This is a genomic window from Cytobacillus sp. BC1816, assembly GCF_051353635.1.
Taxonomy (GTDB): domain Bacteria; phylum Bacillota; class Bacilli; order Bacillales; family Cytobacillaceae; genus Cytobacillus; species Cytobacillus oceanisediminis_C.
Genome location: NZ_CP195611.1, coordinates 4983674 through 5003237, shown reverse-complemented (window position 1 = coordinate 5003237; position 19564 = coordinate 4983674). Strand labels below are relative to the sequence as shown.

Here is a 19564-nt window from a genome sequence, read left to right as displayed (position 1 = left end):
GGATGAGGCAGAGCTATCTGCCTCATTTTCTTCATGAGATCAGGGAGGAGTATTGAAAATGAAAGAATGGCTGGATAAGCATCTGAAAGCGTTAAATTTAACAGACAGCATGAACCAGGCTGAAGGGTTCTGCCGGTTAGGCTACACGGAAGAAGAATGGCGGGCCATTGATGTATTTGTTTCCATTGCTGAGGATATCGGATTGAAGGTTCAAAGAGATGAAGCGGGGAATGCAATTGCCCGCTGGGAGGCCGAAGATTCATCACCTGCTGTTGCCGCAGGTTCTCATGTGGATACCGTAAAAGGTGGAGGAGGCTATGATGGAGTGGCCGGTGTCCTTTGCGGTCTGGCTGCCGTAAAGAAACTGAAAGAAGAAGGATTTGAGCCTGTTATACCAATTGAAGTCATTTGTTTTGCATCGGAGGAATCCTCCCGTTTTGGCGTATCAACCATTGGCAGCAAGGCTATGAGCGGCCTTCTTAATAAGAAAGAAGTGGAGGATGTAACTGGTGAGGATGGCATCACCATCCGCCAGGCAGTCGAGGGCATGGGGTTGTCGTGGGAAGCTATTGAAAAGGCTGAACGGCCGGAGAAAGCAATAAAAAGTTTTATTGAGCTTCACATAGAACAGGGGACCAGAATTGAAGATGCAGGCGCAGACTTTGGAGCAGTGACGGCAGTTGCCTGCCCAATCCGTTTAAAGATAACCATCAAGGGACAGATGGGGCACACAGGCACGACACCGATGGGCAAACGTAAGGATGCCTTTGTCGCGGCTGCACCACTCGTCCCATTTATATCAGAGACAGCTCTTTCTTTATCGGATTCCAATGCGGTGCCGATTGTGGCAACAGCAAGCACCTTTGAACTAAAGCCGAACGCCATGAATGTGATTCCCGGAACAGTTGAGCTTGGAGTCGATATCCGCAGTGTGGACGATTCGCTGAAAAAAGAGATGGAGGAGCTCATACGTGAAAAATGTCATCAGCTTTCTGAATCTTTTGGTGTTAAAATAGAAGTAAAAACGCTTGTTCATAATCCATCCGTTAAGCTGGATGAGGCAGTGATGCGGAAATTACAGCAATCAGGTGAATCTTTAGGGTATAAGGCACTGGTGCTTGAAAGCGGTGCAGGACACGATGTCATGAACATGGCGGCTAAGTGGCCATCAGGGCTTTTATTCATCCCCTGCAAAAATGGGCTCAGTCATCATCCTGAGGAATATGCCTCTATTGAAGATCTGGAAATGGGAACAGAGATTATCGCTCAATATTTAAAAAATGAAACAAGCATATAAAGAAAAAGCAGGTGGAAAAGAAATGAAGATTCGCGTTGGGGTAGTGGGACCGGGAGACTCCGTTGGACACATTCTTGCCTTGTCGCGTGAATACAGCGAGCTTGAGATGATTCCATACATTTATAAGGAAACAAAAGAAACGGAAAAAATTATCAGGGAACATAAAACGGAAATCGATTTGTGGTTTTTCTCCGGACAGGCCCCTTATTATTACGCGCGTTCAAAAGGGCTGATCGGGGAGGAAAACGCCCATTATCCCCCTCTATATGGCTCCAGTCTGCTGGGAACACTCCTGGAAGCGCATATCAGGGAAGGAGGATTTCAGCAGGCAAGCCTGGACACCATTCAGGAATCGGAGCTTGATATACTAAAGAATACATATTTTTTAGGAGATTTAAACATTCAGGCTTTTTCCTATAATGAGTACGAACCAGCAGAGGAAATCATCCGTTTTCATAAGAGGCTTTTTGAGGAAGGAAAAACGGAGGTAGCATTGACTTGTGTCCAGGAGGTCCATGACCGGCTGAGGGAACAGGGAATCCCATGCTACCGGGTCGTCCCTTCTCCTGTCGCCATAAAACTTGTGCTCCGCTACCTAAGGGAAAGAGGCCAGTCCAATTGGTATAAGCGCTCCCAGATAGCGATTATGGGAATGGAAGTCGTTCACTCTGCAAGCTCACTGGAAGAGCAGCATTTCACCTATGAAATGAAGCGGCACGAGCTGGAAATCAAGCAGGTCATGCTTGATTATGCAGAAAAAGTCCAAGGCTCCTTTGTGCAGATCGGGGATGGTCTATTCTTTATTTATACAACCCGGGGCGAAATGGAAATGCATTTTCAGGAAGCCTCCATGTACTCTCTTATAGAAGAAGCGAAAATCCACAGCAAGCTAAAGGTAAGAATCGGTGTCGGCTACGGGCTGACGGCATATGATGCAGAGCAGAATGTCCGTCTCGCCCTCCAATATGCCCGGGATCAGAAAGCTTCGCCTGTGGTTAGTATTGATGAAAACAAGCAAATTAAGGAACACCTTTCGGAAAGCGGCGAAGAGGCGGTTTCCTACCAGCAACGCATTTGGGGAGAGGAATGGGAAGAACGCTTTAAGGGCGCCAAAATCAATCCGGCAATCGTATCCAAAATCGAATACCTTTCAAGGCACTATCAAAAAAAGGTTGTCACTGCGCAGGAAGTCTCAAGATGGCTGAAGAACACCGAACGCAACTCGAGGAGGATTATGGCGGAGCTCGAGCGGCTCGGGCTTGCCAAAGTGACGGGCGAAGAACAGCCTGGGCAGCGCGGGCGGCCGCGGAAGGTTTATGAGTTGAAGCTTTAAGCCCCTGTTTTAAGGTGAAGTCAAGAGAACGTGCGAATCGAAAATGATTGACTTTCAGTAAGGTTCCCCCTAATTTCCAGAGTATCCTCTGAATTATGGGGGACTTTGATTTTTCGGGAAAAGGGAAGTGGAGAGATATATAAAATGGCCATTTCAATCAAACGTTTGATTGAATTTGTAAAAACAAGAGAAATAGCAAGAACCTTCAATGCCTCTTGCACCTAAATCCTATACTTCCGCACCCGCCCAAATCAAAAGGAAATGATCAACTCCAAGTTGCTGTGCAGAATTTCGCGTCGATAGAAACAAAAAAATTTCCAAAGTAATTTGAATTTTTAGTTGTTGACTTTAAAACTACTTTCAATTATTCTAAAAGGGAATATAATATGTAACCGGTTACATAAGGATATACAAAGGTTGATTATCAGGCTTTAACATAATTTTTTAATTCACAATTGTTAGTGACAACCTTTTATAGTCATTTATGTAACCGGTTCCATACTATTGTGACTCTGGTTATCTTTTATACTATCAATTTCCTAATATATGTTGAATGGCAAGGGGGGAGTAATCATTTATCGATTCAATTAGTATATAAAAAAACTTTTTAGGGGGAAAAGTGATGAGAAAATCTTTTTTAGCCATATTAAGCCTCATTTTGGTTTTGGGTTTACTGGCGGCTTGTACGAACAAAGAAGAAGCAGGTCAGGAAGATAAAAAAGAAAAAGGGGGAGCCACAACAATCCGTATTGTAATGAAAGATGATAACAGCTCTAACCCTGTATCAGAAAAATATTATGATGCGATTGAAAAAGGGCTCCTTGAAGATGAAAATATTAAAGTGAATTTTGAATTAGTCGACCTCCCGCAAGGTAACTATGCTGAGAAGTTAAACTTACTGCTCAATAGCGGCGATATTCCTGATATGATTTATTTCCAAGGCGGGGATCAAGCCATGGCAGATCAAGGTTTATTAGAGGATTTAAGACCATATATCAAGGAATCAAAATATCTAAAGGATATCGTTCAGCCATTTAACGAAAAAAGACTTGAAAATTATCCTTACTTACTATGGATTAAACCGCTTGCTCCTAAAGTTCCTGTCATTAGAGGAGACTGGTTTAACAAAATGGAAACTTCCAAAGCACTAATGGAAAATCCAACTGTGGACAATTACTATGCATTTTTCAAAGAATTAGTTAAAAAACAGCCCGGTGGCGATAAACCTAAATATGCCATTACAGTTGCTGGTGACATTGCAGAAATAGACTATATGTTTGATATGGCTTTTGGGATCGATAAGACTTGGCTGCAAAAAGAAGATGGCTCTTATGAATACGCAAGAGTTTCAAAGCAGCAAAAAGAAAAGCTTGAATTTTATAATAAGTTATATAAAGAAGGACTTTTGGATCCTCAATACTTAACAAAGCAATGGGATACGAAAGAAAAAGCATTCTTTGATGGGGAAGCTGCAATCATCCCTGGTACAGCTGGTAAAGTTATCGATATTTATGAAGGCAAAATGCTTCAAGTGAGCGGAGAAGAAGCTTCACTAGTCATGCTGCCGCCTGCGAAAGGCGAATACCAAGGCTTTGGAGCTACGGATGTTACAAAAGAATCAAGGGGTATTGCAGTCTCTGCTAATTCTGAGAACAAGGACCTTGTGTTTAAGATTCTAGATTATATGGCAAGCCCTGAAGGACAAATGATCGACCGCTTCGGATTCGAAGGCGATCATTATAACGTAGTGGATGGAAAGCTCCAGCTGACTGATAAATATTACAGTGAATGGTTTGCTAGATTCTGGGAGCCAGCAGATTATACGCCGGCCACTACAGTGGATGAAACTACACCATTATTAAGCGAAACTGCGGAAAAATCACTTCAATCAGCAGAAGAGTATTATGCAGAAGACAATAGCTTCATAATCCCGGAAGAATATGTCGCTAACTGGGATGCTATGCAAAACCTGTATATGGAATTTACAACGGACATCATTACTGGCAAGCGTCCTATCTCTGATTTCGATAAATTCGTTAAAGAGTGGAACGAAGCAGGAGGAGAACAGATTACAGAACTTGCAAATAAAAATTTAAGATAATACAAAAAAATAGTGGAGACTCCGTTCTCCACTGTTTTTTTAGAAAACTTTAGCATAGGGGGAACTCATTTGGGTTTCGAACAATGGTATAAGCGAGTATATGGCTGTTTAATAGGATTATCAGTGGGTGACGCATTGGGAGCTCCAACCGAAGGCTTGGCTTTGGAAGAGATACGGGAAAAATACGGATGGATCAATGACTTTGTCAATGATGATCCAGTTGGAACAGATGATACTGAATACACAATGCTGACAGCGAAAATTATCTTAAAATATGGAAACAAATTAAACTATGAGGATATGACAAGAGAATGGACTAACTATCTTGTTTCTCAGGAAGGCGGCTTTAAAGGCGGCGGCTTTAGTGAAGTAGAGGCTATCTTTAATCTTCGAAAAGGTCTTGCTGCCCCTGTCACAGGTGTTGATAATCACCAAATGTGGAGTGACGGAGTGGCCATGAGAATTTCTCCAATTGGCATTTATTGTGCAGGTAATCCGGAAGAAGCGGCCAGATTAGCTGAGATTGAGGCAAGAGTCAGCCACGACCGGGATGGAGTATATTGCGGTCAAGCTGTAGCGGCAAGCGTTGCTTATGCCATGACGGGAGACGATTGGCAAAAAGTAATTGAAACAGGGATGAACCATATACCTAAGGATTCCTGGACATATCGGAAAATCAGCGAGTCTGTAGAAATTGGCACAAAGTATACGAATGTTCAAGATGCTTTGGAAGAGCTCTACAATAAAATCTCCATTTTCTACTATCCTTGGGCCGATATGGGGCCGGAAGCTATTCCGCTCGCATATGGTGTGTTTGCTGCAGCAAAGGGTGAGTATATTCCTGCTGTACTTGGCGGAGTCAATATTGGAAGAGATTCTGATACGATTGCGGCTATGAATGGTGCAATGGCAGGAGCATTACATGGTGCCGATGCTGTACCAAAGGATTGGCAGGAACGCATTAATATTATTCGCGGCCGTTGTGTTTTGGCCACGAAAGGGATAGATGTCCGTGATATTGCCAAGGATTTAACAAACGTAATTATAGGAGGAAAAGAGTAATGTCTTATGATAAAATTTACGGTTCCCTTCTCGGTCTAGCAATGGGTGATTCTGTAGGCTTTGCTGCAATGTATCATAGATCACTCGTACTTCCTCCTAAGCGGAGAAATCGTTTATGGAGCTTTAGCCAAATTACGGATCGGCATCGGATTAATAAAATCTCATTGCCCTTCACACATGCAATGAGTGAGGAAATCTTAGATTTTTGCGGAACGGATGATACAGAATTTGCAATCATTGCAGCAAATGATTTTGAATTGCGGAAATGAACTGACCGAAGAAACATTACTTCTCGGCTGGATGAAATATATAGTAGAAGCTGAGCAGGAAATTTGGAGTGGAGTAAGTGAGAGAGCTTCTATTGAAAACATCAAAAAAGGAATCCTTCCTCCGGCATCTGGCAATGACAATCCGCATCACTATGATGATGGCTCTGTTTCACGTGCGGTTCCAATCGGTCTTATTTATAAAAATCAGCCTGTAAAAGCGGCAAGTATTGCGCAAAAAATGGCTTCCATCACAAATGCTGAGGATGGTGTATATGCAGCCCAGGCAATGGCTGCCAGTATAGCTTCGGCTCTATCAGGTGCTTCCCCGCAGGTAATAGTGGAAGAAGGATTAAAATACGTACCGGAAAATTCCTGGATTCGCAGAAAAATGGATATCGCCCTAAATGTACTGGAAGAAACCAATGGAGACGGACTTGCAGCCATACCGCTATGGCATAAACGAGTAGTCAATGCAGTCTATAACTATGCAAATATTGCTCCAGAAACACTCGCAGTAGCCTATGCCATTTTCCTAAGTACAGAGGGAGATCTCCAAAAAGGAATTCAGCTGGCATCCTTACTGCCGAAACAGTCCGATAGTATGCCTGCAATGGTAGGTGCTCTATCTGGAGCTTCGCAGGGAGCAAGTGCAGTCCCGGAAACTTGGAAAGAAGCATTAGATGAAATTAAGGGAATTTGTATTCCTAGTTTACAGGGAACATCACTGAAAGATGTTGCTGCCAAATTGGCCAGCTATGCCAATGCTTAACGTCTAACAATAAGTAAATAGAGATGCACGATTTACTCTAAGAAAAGAGGAAAAAATGATCGTGCTACTTATCTTTAACCTCGTTGCGATATAAACTATACAAATTGAAATAATATTTGGTTGACACGGACTGGCGTTAAACGGTAACATAAGAATATATAATGTGTAACCGGTTACATGTCTTATTTTTTTGAAAAAATATGTAACCGGTTACACATCAAGAGGTTGATCGAAAAGAAAACAGACAAAATCCAGTTAAAAGAGGTTATAACATGACTAGCAGTGATGTACGTATTGTTTCTCCGTGCGGGATATTAGGATATGGATTTCCGGAAGAGTCTTTTAACAGGGCCTTTGAGAACAATCAAGAGATTCATGGAATTGTTGTGGATGCAGGGTCGACAGATGCAGGTCCTCATAAGCTCGGAGCGGGTGTCGCGATTGTGAGCCGCCGGGCTACCAAAAAGGATTTGGATATCATCATTAAAAATGGTGTACACCGGGAAATTCCCATTGTTATAGGATCTGCTGGCGGAGCCGGTGCCAAGCCGCATATTGAATGGACGCTGGATATCATTAAAGAAATCCTGGCAGAACGCTGCTTAACAGCTAAAATTGCAGTGATTTGGTCCGATTTTACACAGGAAGAAATTATAAAGGCAAACCAGGAGGGCCGAATTAACCCTCTAACTCCAAACATTCCGGCACTTACCGATGAAGTCATTCAAGAAACAAACAACATTGTTGCGCAGATGGGACATGAGCCCATTTTGGAGGCTCTTGAAAACGGAGCAGACATTGTTGTCTGTGGAAGAGCATATGATCCATCGCCATTTGCGGCAGTTGGAATTTACCACGGTAAAGATTCTGGTCTTGCTTACCATCTTGGCAAAATTTTAGAATGCGGGGCCCTATGTGCTGAACCAGGCACAACGAAGGATTGCATCGTTGGAACATTAAAGGAAGATTCCTTCACCGTCCAATCCTTGAATCCAATTCGCAAATGTTCGCCGATTAGTGTGAGTGCACATACCTTCTACGAAAAAGAACATCCATACATTTTACATGGGCCAGGCATTATCCTTGACCTTAGTCAATGTGAGTTCACACAAGTGAGTGACGGAGTTGTCGAGGTTAAGAATAGCAAACTGATAAAAAATGATCAATATTTCATCAAGCTGGAAGGTGCACGAAAGGTTGCATATAGAACCTTTGTTATCGCAGGTGTCCGTGACCCCATTTTAGTGGAGAATATTGAAGAAATTGAGGAGCTTGTGATGGAGCAGGTAAAGGACTATTACGAGGACATCCCTGAAGAAGATTATTCTATCCACTTCTATAATTATGGAAAAAATGGAGTACTCGGTTCAAGAGAATGTGCACCATTCCAAGGACATGAGATTGGTGTCATGTTTGAAGTGGTTGCCAAAACACAGGAACTTGCAAACAGTATTTGCTCGAGCGTAAGATCGACATTTCTCCATTACGGATATGAAAATCGGAAATCAACAGCTGGTAATTTAGCCTTTCCCTTTGCACCAAGTGATATAGAGTTTGGACCTGTGTATGAGTTTTCTCTCTATCACCTAATGGAAATCACTGAAAGCCCATTTGTTATTGAGTATTTGTAAGGGGATGAAAACATGGCCGCTTTATTTGAACTAGCTAAAGTATTACGAAGTAAAAATGCAGGACCATTTGAGCTGACGTTCGATATTTTATTCGATTCCAAGGAAGTCTATGAGCGAGTCAAAAACTCAGGGAAAATCAATGAGCAAACCATTTGTGCGCTGTATAATCTCACCGCGGAACAGATTGACCATCTCGTTTTCTATGATCAGGCACTTGGAATTAAGATTACGATTTTAAGAGATATCTCCTCTGGAACAGTCGGAGACCGGGATGTATATGGGGCACAGCAGCATGCACCGTTAATGAATATACTGATTGATTAGGATGATGAACATGCAGAGAATAGCCGTTGTTGGAAGTATCAATATGGATTATTTTATTGAAAGCGAGGTACTGCCTAAATTAGGAGAAACCGTCCTGGGTGAGAATTTCTTTTTATCCATTGGCGGCAAGGGGGCCAATCAAGCTGTGGCAGCTGCCCGTCTTGGCGGTGATGTGTCTTTATTCGGATCGGTTGGTGATGATGAGAATAGTGATCTAATTATCAAAAAGCTGGAAAAGGAGAATATCAATCTTGTAAATCTCCAATCTGTAAAAGGATTGCCTACAGGAGCAGCGTTTATTGAGCTTTGTCAAAGTGAAAATCGCATCATTGTGGTACCTGGAGCAAATACACATACCAACGTTGACTATGTAAAAAAAACTGCATCAGAGCTTCTCAACTACGATGTGATTGTATTTCAGCTCGAGACACCGTTAGACATGATTGAGTATCTGGTTCCGCTCCTTTATGAACAAGGAAAAACGATTATTATCAACCCGGCGCCGGCACAAACACTCAGTCAAGAGCTGCTTAACAAGGTGACCTATGTCACACCAAATGAACACGAGTACAAATTGGTGTTTAACACGAATGATTCAATGGAAGAGCTGCTTAAAAAGCATCCGAATAAATTAATTATTACATGCGGATCAAAGGGAGTACGTTTCTTTGATGGAAAAGAAATCAGATTAGTTCCTTCCATTAAGGTAATTCCGGTTGATACAACGGGAGCAGGAGATACCTTTTCAGGAGCTTTCGCAGTTGCCATTGCAGAAGGGAATCGCCTTGAAGACAGCATACGTTTTGGCAACATAGCAGCTGGGATATCGGTCACTAAAAAGGGTGCTCAAACGGGAATGCCCAAGCGAAATGATGTGACTCAATTTGTAAAGGAAAAGGAGTATAAAGATGAAAAAGGGCATACTGAAGCAAATTAAATCAAGCTGGGTCCTATACCTTATGCTTTTTCCAGCCCTCCTTTATTTTTCGATCTTCCACGTCGTTCCATTAATCGGAATGAAGCTGGCATTTCAGGATTACCGGATAATCGGTGATAATGTTTGGGTCGGATGGAAGCATTTTAAGATTCTATTTAGCTCCCCAGCCTTTTTGGATGTATTAAAAAATACCATCATTATTAGCGTGATGAAGATTGTATTCTTTTTTCCAATTCCGATTATTTTATCATTATTGATCAATGAGGTTAGAGTCGGGAAGTTTAGAAAATATGTACAGTCAATTGTGTATCTTCCTCACTTTTTATCATGGGTCGTTATTGCGGGAATCTGGATCGCATTTCTGAATCCGGAAGATGGCGGAGTCAACGTGATTCGCAGCTTTTTCAACATGCCTTCACTTGATTTTATGACAAGTAAGGACCATATCCGCTGGGTATTGGTGTTCCAGGAAATATGGCGCAGTGCCGGATGGGATTCCATTATTTACTTGGCAGCCATACTAAAAATAAGTCCTTCTCTCTATGAAGCAGCCAAAATTGACGGAGCATCTAAAATACAGCAAATGAGATACATCACGCTGCCGTCTTTAACTTCAACAATCATGACAGTCTTTATTCTAAATCTTGGATTCTTCATGAATGCCGGTTTTGACCAGGTCTTTAATATGATGAACACTTCTGTCATCAGTGTAATCGACATTTTAGACACTTATGTATATCGGATCGGTCTCTTAAACGGCCAATATGCTTATGCAACGGCAGCGAGCCTTTTCAAAGGTGTAATTGGGGTTATCTTAATTTTGAGTACACACTTTATCTCAAAACGATTTACCGGTAAAGGTGTTTGGTAGGAGGTGGGACAATGATGAATAAATTAAAAAAATTGAGTGTTTCAACCATTATTATTTACAGCATTTTGTTTTTAATTTCATTAACAGTGCTAGTTCCGCTTCTTCACTTACTAGCAATGTCGTTATCAGATCCTCTCAAGGTCCATAAGCTAAGCGGCCTGGGAATCATACCTGAAGGATTTTCACTCATTAACTATAAAATTCTATTATCAAATCCGCTAATTATAAAAAGTATTTTTAATACCTTATTAATAACCATTGTGGGTACAGCCGTGAATCTATTGCTTACTGCAATGACAGCCTATGTGCTGGCGAGAACAAAATTTCCCGGCCGGAATTTTGTAATGATTTTCTTAATTGTCATCATGGTATTCGAACCAGGATTAATTCCTGAATACTTACTGGTGAAAAACCTGGGATTGCTGGATACGTATGCGTCCCTCATTCTTTATAAAACCATAAATATTTTTTACTTGTTTATCATGATGAGATTTTTTGAGGATGTTCCTGAAAGTATTTTGGAAGCAGCCCGTATGGATGGGGCTGGGCACTTCCGTATTTTCACAAAAATCATGCTGCCTTTATCCAAGCCAGCTTTGGCAACAATGGGTCTGTTTTATGGAGTTTATCACTGGAACGAATACTTCCGGGCGACAATCTACTTAACGGACACTGGCAAATGGCCGCTGCAGCTTGTTCTTCGGCAATTTGTAGTAGAACGTGATAACACATCCCTGTTAGGAGCACAAAACTTCCTATCTTATGATCAAATAGCAACCCTTGATTTTGCTTCCCTGCAAGCAGGAACAATTATCATCTCGGTTGTACCTTTACTGCTGATTTATCCGTTGATTCTAAAGTACTATGCGAAAGGTGCTTTTGAGGGTGGAGTCAAAGACTGATTTTTACGCTCTATGTGGAATAGATTAAAAAATACACAAAAGCGAAGTGTGTAGAAAAAAGGGAGTTCTTCATATGGTTACTTTTAAAGAACGAGTTAGAGGTGTTGTTATATCCACAGCACTAGGGGATGCAATGGGAGCACCTGTTGAAAAATTAAGTTATGAAGAGATTAAAAAAATGTATAAGAGGGTTGAGACACTCCGTACCAAATGGTACAAGGAAGATTATCCGGCTGATATGAATTTAGGCAGGAAAAGGGGCAACGGCACAGTTACTGACGATACCCTTATGACTGTTGCACTCATCAACGTCTATAACAAAGAAAAAAGACATATAGATGCATATGACATGGGGAACGAATTTGTGAAGGAAATAGCTTTCAGAAAAACGTATATCCCTGAGTTTGGCAGAGAAGCGCTCATTATTGACCGTCTATTCTATCCGGAAAAATATATTTTCATGCGCCATGTATTAGCCAATTGTGAGCCGCGTGAAGGCGGAATTGGAAATATGATCAACTGCGGGGCTGCGATGTATATTGCACCTGTTGGAATTGTCAATGCTGGAAATCCGAAGGCTGCCTATGATGAAGCAATTTTGTTTGCTATGGGACATCAAAGCAGCTACGGGCTGGAAGCGGCAGGGGTGCTGGCAGCTTGTGTGGCAAAGGGTTTTGAAGAAAATGTGACAGTTAATGAAATTGTTGAAACAGCCCTCTATTTTGCTAAGGATGGAACAAAGAATGCGATTCGTGATTTAACCGACACTGCTAAGAAATTACGTTCGGAAAAGGCTGATATGGATACAATCATTGCCACATTCCAAAGTGTGATTGAAAAGTATTCGCCAATGAAAGACGATGTTCACCGTAAAATTGAGAAGGTTGGTGTTCCTTCAAATCATTATACGCCAAGCAGGCTTTGCTCCATTGAAGAGCTGCCGATGGCTCTGGCGTTTATGGTGTTAAACGATGGAGATTATTACGGGTCCATATTAGATGGCATCAACTCTGGCCGTGATACAGATTCTATCGGAGTTATGGCCGGTGTTATTTTAGGTGCCATGTATGGAGACAGTGTTATTCGTTCTGAGGACGTTGAGCTTTTGCAAGAAACAAACAAAATGAATTTAATCCAGGCTGCTGACCAATTTTCAGAGACTGCTAAGCTGATTATTGAACAAGACCTGCAGCTAAATGAAAAAAGAAAAAACATACTTTAAAAAGTACTTTTGGGGACCAGGAGTTGAATATATTGTTACCTGAAAACTATTTAGAAAAGGTGTATGCCGGTTTCTTAGGAATGAATGTGGGAATCCGGCTTGGTGCACCATTGGAGCCAAATGAATGGTCATATGAAAAAATACTAGAAATTCATGGTGATATTCGAGGGTATGTGAAGGATTATAAAACCTTTTCTGCAGATGATGATGCAAATGGCCCGGTTTATTTTATCCGGGCATTAATTGATGACGCACGCGGGCGGGAACTGACACCACAGGATGTTGCAAGAGCGTGGTTAAACTATTCGCGTGAAGGAATCGGTATGTTTTGGTGGGGTGGAGACCAGATCAGCACAGAGCACACGGCTTATTTGAATCTTAAAAAGGGTATCCCTGCACCACAGTCTGGTTCGGCAGAAGTCAACGGCATTATTATGGCTGAGCAGATTGGGGGGCAGATTTTTATCGATACATGGGGATTGCTGTTCCCGGATAATATTCAAAAGGCAGCTGAATATGCAGAGATAGCCGCAAGTGTGTCTCATGATAAAAATGGGCTATACGGGGCCCGTTTTATGGCAGCGTGTATTTCGAAAGCCTTTTCAGCTAAAAGTATTGATGATATTATCGAAGCAGGATTGTCCGTGATTCCAAAAGATTCCACGTATTATGCTGTCGTGAAAGCTGTGATTGATTTTTATCAGAAGCACCCTGAGGAAGAGGATTTCAGAAAGTGCCGTCAGTATTTAGAAAAAGAGTGGGGCTATGACAAGTACACTGGAGTATGCCATATCATCCCCAATGCCGGGGTATGTGCCCTTGCCCTAATGTATGGAAAGGGGGATTTGGCCCGAACAGTTGAAATCGCTACTATGTGCAGCTGGGATACGGATTGTAATGCAGGAAATGTTGGAACCATCGCAGGAGTTTTCGCCGGGCTTGATGGAATTCCAGGACACTATCGTAAGCCAATTAACGATATGATCGCGACATCTAGCGTGTCTGGCTACTTGAATGTGCTGGATATCCCGACCTTCTGTAAGGAGCTTGCCGTTCTTGGCTATCAAGTGAATGGGCTGGAAGCTCCTCAACGATTGGCGGAAAGCGTTCGAAACAGTGAAGTATACTTAGATTTTACCTTGCCGGGATCAACTCATGGTCTTAAGACGAATAATGGCTTTAAGACGCTATTGCGTCCATGTAGTGATGTAGGGATTGAGGAAGCCCGAGGTTCATTGTCCGTTCTTTTTGACAGATTTATAGAAGGCGATTCAAGTAAAGTATTTTACAAGCCATTTTATCGCCGTGAAGAGTTCAACGATGAAAAATATAAGCCGACTTTTGCACCTACTGCATACAGCGGACAAAGGGTTTCTGCAAAGGTTTTTATGGATAAATGGCAAGGCGGGGCGGATGTTTATTTGACTCCTTACATCCGCAATAGTATTACAAAGGAAGACTTAAAGCTGGCCCCCGTCACATTAAGCCATCAGCAGTGGCTTGATATTGAATTTGTGATACCAGAAACTGATGGTGCATTGATTGACGAGGTTGGCTTTATTGTCGAGAGCCCTTCTCCTGCAGATAACCGTTCATTTGGAAAGTTTTACATCGGCGAGTTTCGAATCTTTGGGAATGCAGATTACTCCATCGATTTTGCCAAACAATCCGTGGAATTCAAATGTGTAACACCTTTTGCTCACCACCGTGGTGAATGGGCACTGGAAGATGGTTTCATAAAGGCTGCTGCAGGTGAGGAAGATGCTTCTTCCTTTACAGGGAACTATTATGGCCGTGACCTTGAACTGGAAATAAGCTTTCAGCCTGTTTCTGGTAAAAGCCACGGGGTTATTCTTAGAGCAATTGGAACAGAACGTTATTATTGGGCAGGATTTGATGGTAACAATCAGGTCTCGCTAATAGAAAATAATTTTGGTTTTAAGCGTTTAAAAACAGTTCCATATGGATGGAAACCTGAAGCTATATATGATTTTAAAGCTGTCAGCAAGGGAACTGCTGTTCAGGTCGAAATCAATGGCGAGCTAATCCTGGATTTCGATGGCTTGGGAAGTGCATATGGAATGATTGGCTTTGGCCTGCTTGAAAAAGGGGAAACAAAAGTCCATCGTTTCCATGTAAAAGAAACGAACGAATAGCTAAAAACAGAAAAATCCTTTTAAAGGAGAACTTTTATTGAGAGAGAAACAAACAACGATTCGAGATGTTGCAAGGGAGGCAGGGGTATCCGTAGCAACAGTATCCAGGTATTTAAATAATAATGGATATATCAGTAAAAAAGCGGAGATGAAGATTCGGGAAGTGATGGAGCGCCTAAACTATCATCCAAATGAAATCGCAAGAGGATTAGCGAAAAAGAAAACCCGGACGATTGCTCTGATTATCCCTGATATAACAAACCCATTTTTTCCTGAACTCGTCGTGGCAATTGAAGAAGTGGCGAAATCAAAGGGTTATAGCATCATCTTAGTAAATACACAAGTCGGGGATATGGACGATAATCATTTTTGGACTCAGCTTCAAAACCGATATGTCGATGGTTTTATTCTGGCATCGTTTGAAATGAGCGAAAAGGTCATAAAGGCTATTGAAAAATTAAAAATACCGTTTGTAAGAATTGACCGGGCAGCTGAAAATAACACCTTTGACTCGATTGGATTAGATAATTATAAAGGTGCCAAGCTGGCTGTTGAACACTTGATTGAGGTAGGCTGCAAGAAGATTGCTCATATCAGCGGGCCGAAGTCGTACCCTCCATCTTCTGAACGGAAACGCGGATATGTGGAGACAGTCACTGATAGGGCCGTTAGGGATGGAAGAACTTCACCGGAGGATTCGGTCATCGTTTATGAAGGAGACTTTACGCTGGAAAGCGGCAAGCTGCTGACACAAATCCTTATGAACCAGCATAAGGATGTCGATGGAATATTCTTGGGCAATGATTTAATGGCGATCGGCTGTCTCAAAGCTCTTAAACTAATGGGCTATCAAGTTCCAAAGGAAGTGGCCATAATTGGCTTTGACGGAATCAAACTAACCGAAATGGTGGAACCGGAAATTAGTACAGTTGAACAGCCCATTTATGACATCGGGGTCGTATCCACTAACAAACTTATTCGTAAAATTGAGGGATTAGAGAACGATAAATCGATCCTGGATGAAACCTCGCTGGATATTCGTCTTGTTACAAGACAATCTACACTTGGGTTTGGGAAATATAGATGAATCTAAAAAGTGTAGGAAAGCTTTTCTTTATTTATTCTATCCATAACGCTTTTTAAGGTTTATCGATTAAAACGACTTTTTCACTACACAAAGCAATGCAATTCATGCATCTAATCTCTCCTCATTTGTGGAGATATTCTCGGATAATATGCAGAAATTTTTGCGGGGATCTGAGGTATTTTCTTAAGAATGGATTAATAAGCTTATTTGGAAATTTAAAAATTATTAGACCGCTGATTCTATCGGCGGTTTTTTCTGTTGCAGTAAAAGCGTCTGCAGGATGCATGAGTAAATCTCTTAATCCCCAAAAATGCTTTTTAATTGTACTTATCATACATTCTGAAAAGTGTAGTGTTTTGCAGATGTCTCCTATATTGAAGTGAATGCAGTCGATTGCTCGGGAGGGAGTAGTGTTTAAAGTCCTAATTTCCTGAAAATTCGACTTTTAATTAGTTAATTTAAGGGCTTATGTGATATAGTTAACTTATTACTAGGTCATAATAGTTAGTTATAAATACTGAAATGGTAAACCATTTGTAATGGAGGTCTAAACTTGTTAACAAATCATCTCGATTTTCGTCTTGAGCCTAAGGTAAGGGAATTGTATGAAGAGCATAAAAAACGTGCTGAAAAAATAGACTGGGGTTATCACGAATTTCTCCCATGGGATAAAGCGCAGGATTTCCGCCGTGTTCCCTGGGATGAGAGTCAGGTGACACTTCCGGAGTCCGTCATTACGGCTGTGGAGACAGCGCTTTTAACAGAAGTGAATCTTCCATGGTTCACCTCTTATTTGGACCAGACATTTAAAGGTTCATTGACAGTCATTAAGGAATTTGTGCATACCTGGACAGCGGAAGAGGATCAGCACTCCAATCTGCTTGAAACCTATCTATTAATCACGCGTAATGTCCATCCGGGCAGACTTCACCAGCTTCATAAGCAAACAGTGGAAAATGGCTGGAATCCTGATTTCCATACGCCATTTGAAACGATGGTTTATACCTCCATGCAGGAACTGGCCACCATGGTATTTTACTATAATGTGGCAAAGGTGGCAGGGCCTCATGATAAGGATTTGTCCAGCTTGCTGAGGCGTTTGGCCAAAGATGAGACTCTGCATTATACTTTTTACAGGGACGTTATTAAATATCATCTGCAATTAGAACCTAATTATTGCTACTACCTGGGGAATGTCATCATGAACTTTAAAATGCCTGGTGCTGTCATGCCGGACTTTGAAGATCGGATGGCTATCATCGCAAAAGAGGCCAATTATGGCCCGCTTGAATATTTTGATCAGGTCCTGGATGTCATTATAGAGTATTGGGAAATAGAAAAGCTGAGACCGATTGCACCGGAAGCAGAGAAAGCAAGACTTGATATCCTAAACTATCATGCTCGCCTAAAAAGGGTGAGAGATCGGTTTTACGGCAAGAAATAATTTGTAGAACCGGCGAGGCTGGTTCTATTTTTGTTTGAAAAGTACCGAATTGTGAACGCTGCAAATAGAGTTTTCCAATCTGCAAATAGAAGGCAAATCTTGCAAATAAAGTATTCAATTCTGCAAATAGAATAACAGTCTTGCAAATAGAGAGCAAAAACCTGCAAATAGTACCCTATTTCCAATAAAAAACTCCGCGCCGATAGTTTTTCATTCCTATGAATCGGGAAATTACCTCAATAAAACAACCTGGAGGTAATGAATATGCTTCAATTCATAGAATCCCGCTCTCCTTCTACTATCGCCATCGCTTTTAATGGCAATGCAACCAAGGAAGATGCTGAAAAACTGGATCAATACGTGAGAGAAAATTTTAAAGATGACCAGAAGTTCAATATTCTGGCCATTATGACTGATGTAGACGGAACCACTTTCCAAGGTGCCACGGAAGGAATGGAATTTGATATAAAAAGATGGAAACAGTTTAATAAATTCGCTGTTGTCAGTGACAAAGACTGGATAGGAACTGTATCGAAGCTTACAGACTACCTGCCTGGCATTAAAGTTGAATACTTTGAAGGCCATCAGCTTGAGGAAGCATGGACTTGGATTAAAGAGTGAGGAGTTATCCTTACATTTGATGGATTCGGTTTGCAATCCGGAAATGAAATAAGGAAATGTCAAAAGGGCCGGTTTCAATTGAGCCGGCCTTTTGTGTGCATCCAAAACAATTAATGCCCGAGACTCTATCGTTCATGCACTTTCAGTTTCTTGGCCTTTTTTACAACCGTCGATTGGTCAATCTTTAAGGCTTCGGCCACTCTTCTGGTGGTTTTATACTTTTGGAAAGCGGTTAATAGCATATTCCTTTCTAATTGCTCCACGGCTTCCTTCAGGGGGGTGATTTCTTCGCTTTGGGTGTTGGGACTTGAGGCTTCGGTCATTTCGCGGATTTTTTCGGCTTCGATCGTATCCCCGAGAGTGTTAATGACCAGTCTTTCAATCATATTTTGCAGTTCTCTAATATTTCCGGGGTAGTTGTAATCATATAGCGCCCTGATGGCTTCTTCGGAAAAGGTCTTTTTCATCTTATATTTATTATTCATGCTGTCAAGGAACATATTGGCGAGGAAAAGCAGGTCTTCCTTACGTTCTCTTAATGAAGGGATCGTAATGGGTACAACGTTCAGCCTGTAAAAGAGGTCCTCCCGGAATTGGCCGGCCCTCACAAGCTCTTTAATATTCTTATTGGTGGCTGCAATGATTCTGCAGTCTACTTTAAATGATGCCGTTCCCCCGATTCTTCTTACAGTACGGTCATCCAGAACATGCAGAAGCTTCACCTGCAGGCTCACAGGCATGTCCCCGATTTCATCCAGGAAAATGGTGCCGCTGCCGGCAGTTTCAAACAGCCCTTTTTTCCCATCCTTTAGCGCACCTGTGAACGCCCCCTTTTCATAACCAAAGAGCTCTGATTCGAGCAGGTTTTCAGGTATGGCCCCGCAATTGATGGAGATAAAGGGCCGGTCTTTGCGATTGCTGACAGAGTGGATCATATTAGCCATATATCCTTTGCCGACACCGGTTTCTCCCAATAACAAAACGGTTGCGTCCATATTGGAGATATGATGAACAAGCTCAATGATATTTTTCATGCCTGGGCTTTCAGAGGCAACCTTGCCGCGCTCCATCCGGGTACGCTTCATTAATTCCTGTTTCAGCCACTCATGTTCTGCCTGAAGCCTTTTTAGGTCCGATGCCAGCTTATTGGTTTCTGTGATGTCTTTAGATATATTGATAATCTTTTCGATTTTTTTGTCCTTATTAAAGAAGGGAGTGCCGGTTACCAGGACCGTTTTATTGGCAGCTGTTTTCTGTATGATCGTGACCCTTCTTTGCTTGCGGATCACTTCACAGGTTACCGATGTGCTGAAAAACCCTTGTTTTTCAAGTAAAAAGGCGTTTTTTCCAATGAGTTCAGATTCCGGTACGCCAAAAATTCTTTCACAGGATTTGCTGAGTCTCGTAAATATCCCTTCTCCATTGGTAATGGTGATCGCGCTATGGGTAATGTCCAGTATAAAATTTAAATCTTCAAAGGCTTGCTTATATGTTTCCAGCTGATTTCTCTTCATAAAAACCCCCGCTTCATTTCGGTT

General features: G+C 41.8%; 17 protein-coding genes. 16 read left to right on the top strand and 1 reads right to left on the bottom strand.

The genetic code is table 11. The features are described 5' to 3' along the window. The first annotated feature begins 58 nt into the window (after positions 1-58). The 16 genes from ACR42H_RS25180 to ACR42H_RS25105 all read left to right on the top strand — a co-directional run bounded on the left by ACR42H_RS25180 (position 59) and on the right by ACR42H_RS25105 (position 18026). Positions 59-1297: a M20 family metallo-hydrolase gene (locus ACR42H_RS25180; RefSeq protein WP_436373998.1), complete on the top strand. Its 1239-nt coding sequence runs from the start codon at positions 59-61 to the stop codon at positions 1295-1297. 22 nt (positions 1298-1319) lie between these two features. After that, positions 1320-2630, top strand: coding sequence for a hypothetical protein (locus ACR42H_RS25175; protein WP_113882510.1), 1311 nt, complete (start codon positions 1320-1322; stop codon positions 2628-2630). A gap of 622 nt (positions 2631-3252) precedes the next feature. Next, positions 3253-4731: an extracellular solute-binding protein gene (locus ACR42H_RS25170; protein ID WP_436373996.1), complete on the top strand. Its 1479-nt coding sequence runs from the start codon at positions 3253-3255 to the stop codon at positions 4729-4731. A 69-nt stretch (positions 4732-4800) separates the two neighbouring features. Next, a complete protein-coding gene (locus ACR42H_RS25165) occupies positions 4801-5793 on the top strand; it encodes an ADP-ribosylglycohydrolase family protein (protein WP_436373994.1) in 993 nt (330 codons plus the stop codon). Beyond that, positions 5793-6062: a hypothetical protein gene (locus ACR42H_RS25160; protein WP_436373992.1), complete on the top strand. Its 270-nt coding sequence runs from the start codon at positions 5793-5795 to the stop codon at positions 6060-6062. Before ACR42H_RS25165 ends, ACR42H_RS25160 begins: the two co-directional genes overlap by 1 nt. Then, the gene (locus ACR42H_RS25155; RefSeq protein ID WP_436373990.1) at positions 6010-6831 is read left to right on the top strand and encodes an ADP-ribosylglycohydrolase family protein; all 822 of its coding nucleotides are present in this window, start codon (positions 6010-6012) and stop codon (positions 6829-6831) included. Before ACR42H_RS25160 ends, ACR42H_RS25155 begins: the two co-directional genes overlap by 53 nt. Before the next feature lie 272 nt (positions 6832-7103). Next, positions 7104-8462, top strand: coding sequence for an acyclic terpene utilization AtuA family protein (locus ACR42H_RS25150; protein ID WP_113882262.1), 1359 nt, complete (start codon positions 7104-7106; stop codon positions 8460-8462). Positions 8463-8474: 12 nt separating this feature from the next. After that, entirely contained in the window at positions 8475-8786 is a 312-nt protein-coding gene (locus ACR42H_RS25145) for a DUF4387 domain-containing protein (RefSeq protein WP_113882261.1), read from the top strand. A gap of 10 nt (positions 8787-8796) precedes the next feature. After that, positions 8797-9723 (top strand): ribokinase, encoded by a 927-nt coding sequence (gene rbsK / locus ACR42H_RS25140; protein ID WP_436373987.1) that lies wholly within the window; start codon positions 8797-8799, stop codon positions 9721-9723. After that, positions 9695-10594 carry an ABC transporter permease gene (locus ACR42H_RS25135; RefSeq protein ID WP_113882259.1) on the top strand — a complete coding sequence of 300 codons (900 nt, stop codon included), beginning with the start codon at positions 9695-9697 and terminating at the stop codon, positions 10592-10594. The genes rbsK and ACR42H_RS25135 overlap by 29 nt, the downstream gene beginning before the upstream one ends. Positions 10595-10605: 11 nt before the next feature. Then, complete coding sequence (locus tag ACR42H_RS25130; RefSeq protein ID WP_113882258.1) at positions 10606-11496, top strand: carbohydrate ABC transporter permease; 891 nt, start codon at positions 10606-10608, stop codon at positions 11494-11496. Between the two features lie 73 nt (positions 11497-11569). After that, entirely contained in the window at positions 11570-12718 is a 1149-nt protein-coding gene (locus tag ACR42H_RS25125; RefSeq protein WP_436373984.1) for an ADP-ribosylglycohydrolase family protein, read from the top strand. Positions 12719-12750: 32 nt separating this feature from the next. Next, positions 12751-14874: an ADP-ribosylglycohydrolase family protein gene (locus tag ACR42H_RS25120; RefSeq protein ID WP_436377073.1), complete on the top strand. Its 2124-nt coding sequence runs from the start codon at positions 12751-12753 to the stop codon at positions 14872-14874. A gap of 37 nt (positions 14875-14911) precedes the next feature. Continuing rightward, complete coding sequence (locus tag ACR42H_RS25115; RefSeq protein WP_113882255.1) at positions 14912-15961, top strand: LacI family DNA-binding transcriptional regulator; 1050 nt, start codon at positions 14912-14914, stop codon at positions 15959-15961. Positions 15962-16514: 553 nt separating this feature from the next. Continuing rightward, positions 16515-17405, top strand: a complete 891-nt coding sequence (locus ACR42H_RS25110) for an acyl-ACP desaturase (protein WP_436373982.1) — start codon at positions 16515-16517, stop codon at positions 17403-17405. Between the two features lie 264 nt (positions 17406-17669). Further along, a complete protein-coding gene (locus ACR42H_RS25105; RefSeq protein WP_436373981.1) occupies positions 17670-18026 on the top strand; it encodes an STAS/SEC14 domain-containing protein in 357 nt (118 codons plus the stop codon). Between the two features lie 125 nt (positions 18027-18151). Here the strand turns inward: ACR42H_RS25105 and ACR42H_RS25100 are convergent, their stop codons facing one another. Next, positions 18152-19540, bottom strand: a complete 1389-nt coding sequence (locus ACR42H_RS25100; protein WP_436373979.1) for a sigma-54 interaction domain-containing protein — start codon at positions 19538-19540, stop codon at positions 18152-18154. Between the last annotated feature and the right edge of the window lie 24 nt (positions 19541-19564).

Coding starts and splice junctions, on each gene's coding strand:
- ACR42H_RS25105 (WP_436373981.1), top strand. CDS start 17,670: ATGCTTCAATTCATAGAATCCCGCTCTCCTTCTACTATCGCCATCGCT.
- ACR42H_RS25125 (WP_436373984.1), top strand. CDS start 11,570: ATGGTTACTTTTAAAGAACGAGTTAGAGGTGTTGTTATATCCACAGCA.
- rbsK (WP_436373987.1), top strand. CDS start 8,797: ATGCAGAGAATAGCCGTTGTTGGAAGTATCAATATGGATTATTTTATT.
- ACR42H_RS25180 (WP_436373998.1), top strand. CDS start 59: ATGAAAGAATGGCTGGATAAGCATCTGAAAGCGTTAAATTTAACAGAC.
- ACR42H_RS25175 (WP_113882510.1), top strand. CDS start 1,320: ATGAAGATTCGCGTTGGGGTAGTGGGACCGGGAGACTCCGTTGGACAC.
- ACR42H_RS25170 (WP_436373996.1), top strand. CDS start 3,253: ATGAGAAAATCTTTTTTAGCCATATTAAGCCTCATTTTGGTTTTGGGT.
- ACR42H_RS25150 (WP_113882262.1), top strand. CDS start 7,104: ATGACTAGCAGTGATGTACGTATTGTTTCTCCGTGCGGGATATTAGGA.
- ACR42H_RS25160 (WP_436373992.1), top strand. CDS start 5,793: ATGTCTTATGATAAAATTTACGGTTCCCTTCTCGGTCTAGCAATGGGT.
- ACR42H_RS25100 (WP_436373979.1), bottom strand. CDS start 19,540: ATGAAGAGAAATCAGCTGGAAACATATAAGCAAGCCTTTGAAGATTTA.
- ACR42H_RS25130 (WP_113882258.1), top strand. CDS start 10,606: ATGATGAATAAATTAAAAAAATTGAGTGTTTCAACCATTATTATTTAC.
- ACR42H_RS25155 (WP_436373990.1), top strand. CDS start 6,010: ATGATACAGAATTTGCAATCATTGCAGCAAATGATTTTGAATTGCGGA.
- ACR42H_RS25135 (WP_113882259.1), top strand. CDS start 9,695: ATGAAAAAGGGCATACTGAAGCAAATTAAATCAAGCTGGGTCCTATAC.
- ACR42H_RS25145 (WP_113882261.1), top strand. CDS start 8,475: ATGGCCGCTTTATTTGAACTAGCTAAAGTATTACGAAGTAAAAATGCA.